Origin of the sequence: Bacillus sp. SIMBA_031 (assembly GCF_046535225.1) — a bacterium.
GTDB lineage: Bacteria > Bacillota > Bacilli > Bacillales > Bacillaceae > Bacillus > Bacillus velezensis.
Map to the genome: position 1 here is coordinate 1 of NZ_JAWRXC010000752.1, position 230 is coordinate 230.

The 230-nt window shown below is 66.1% G+C and carries 1 protein-coding gene; it reads left to right on the forward strand.

Annotated features, from left to right (window positions below; all coding sequences use genetic code 11):
- A partial coding sequence (locus SB724_RS22070) for a hypothetical protein (RefSeq protein ID WP_410573248.1) occupies positions 1-230 on the forward strand: 230 nt, incomplete at both ends.

Consider the following 230-nt stretch of genomic DNA (forward strand, 5'->3'; position numbering starts at 1 on the left):
GTCGGAGGCGGCCCTGCTGCCCACCGCTTTGTTGACGCCATGTACACCCGAGGCCTTGACGGCTGGCAGGTCACCGTGCTGACCGAAGAGGCCCACCTGCCCTATGACCGCGTAGCACTGAGCAGGGCACTGACGGAAGCGGACGTGGACCTCACGTTGGGCGAGGCCTCCATGTGGGACCACGATGCCTTGACCCTGGTCACCGGCGAGCGCGCTGTGAGGATTGATCC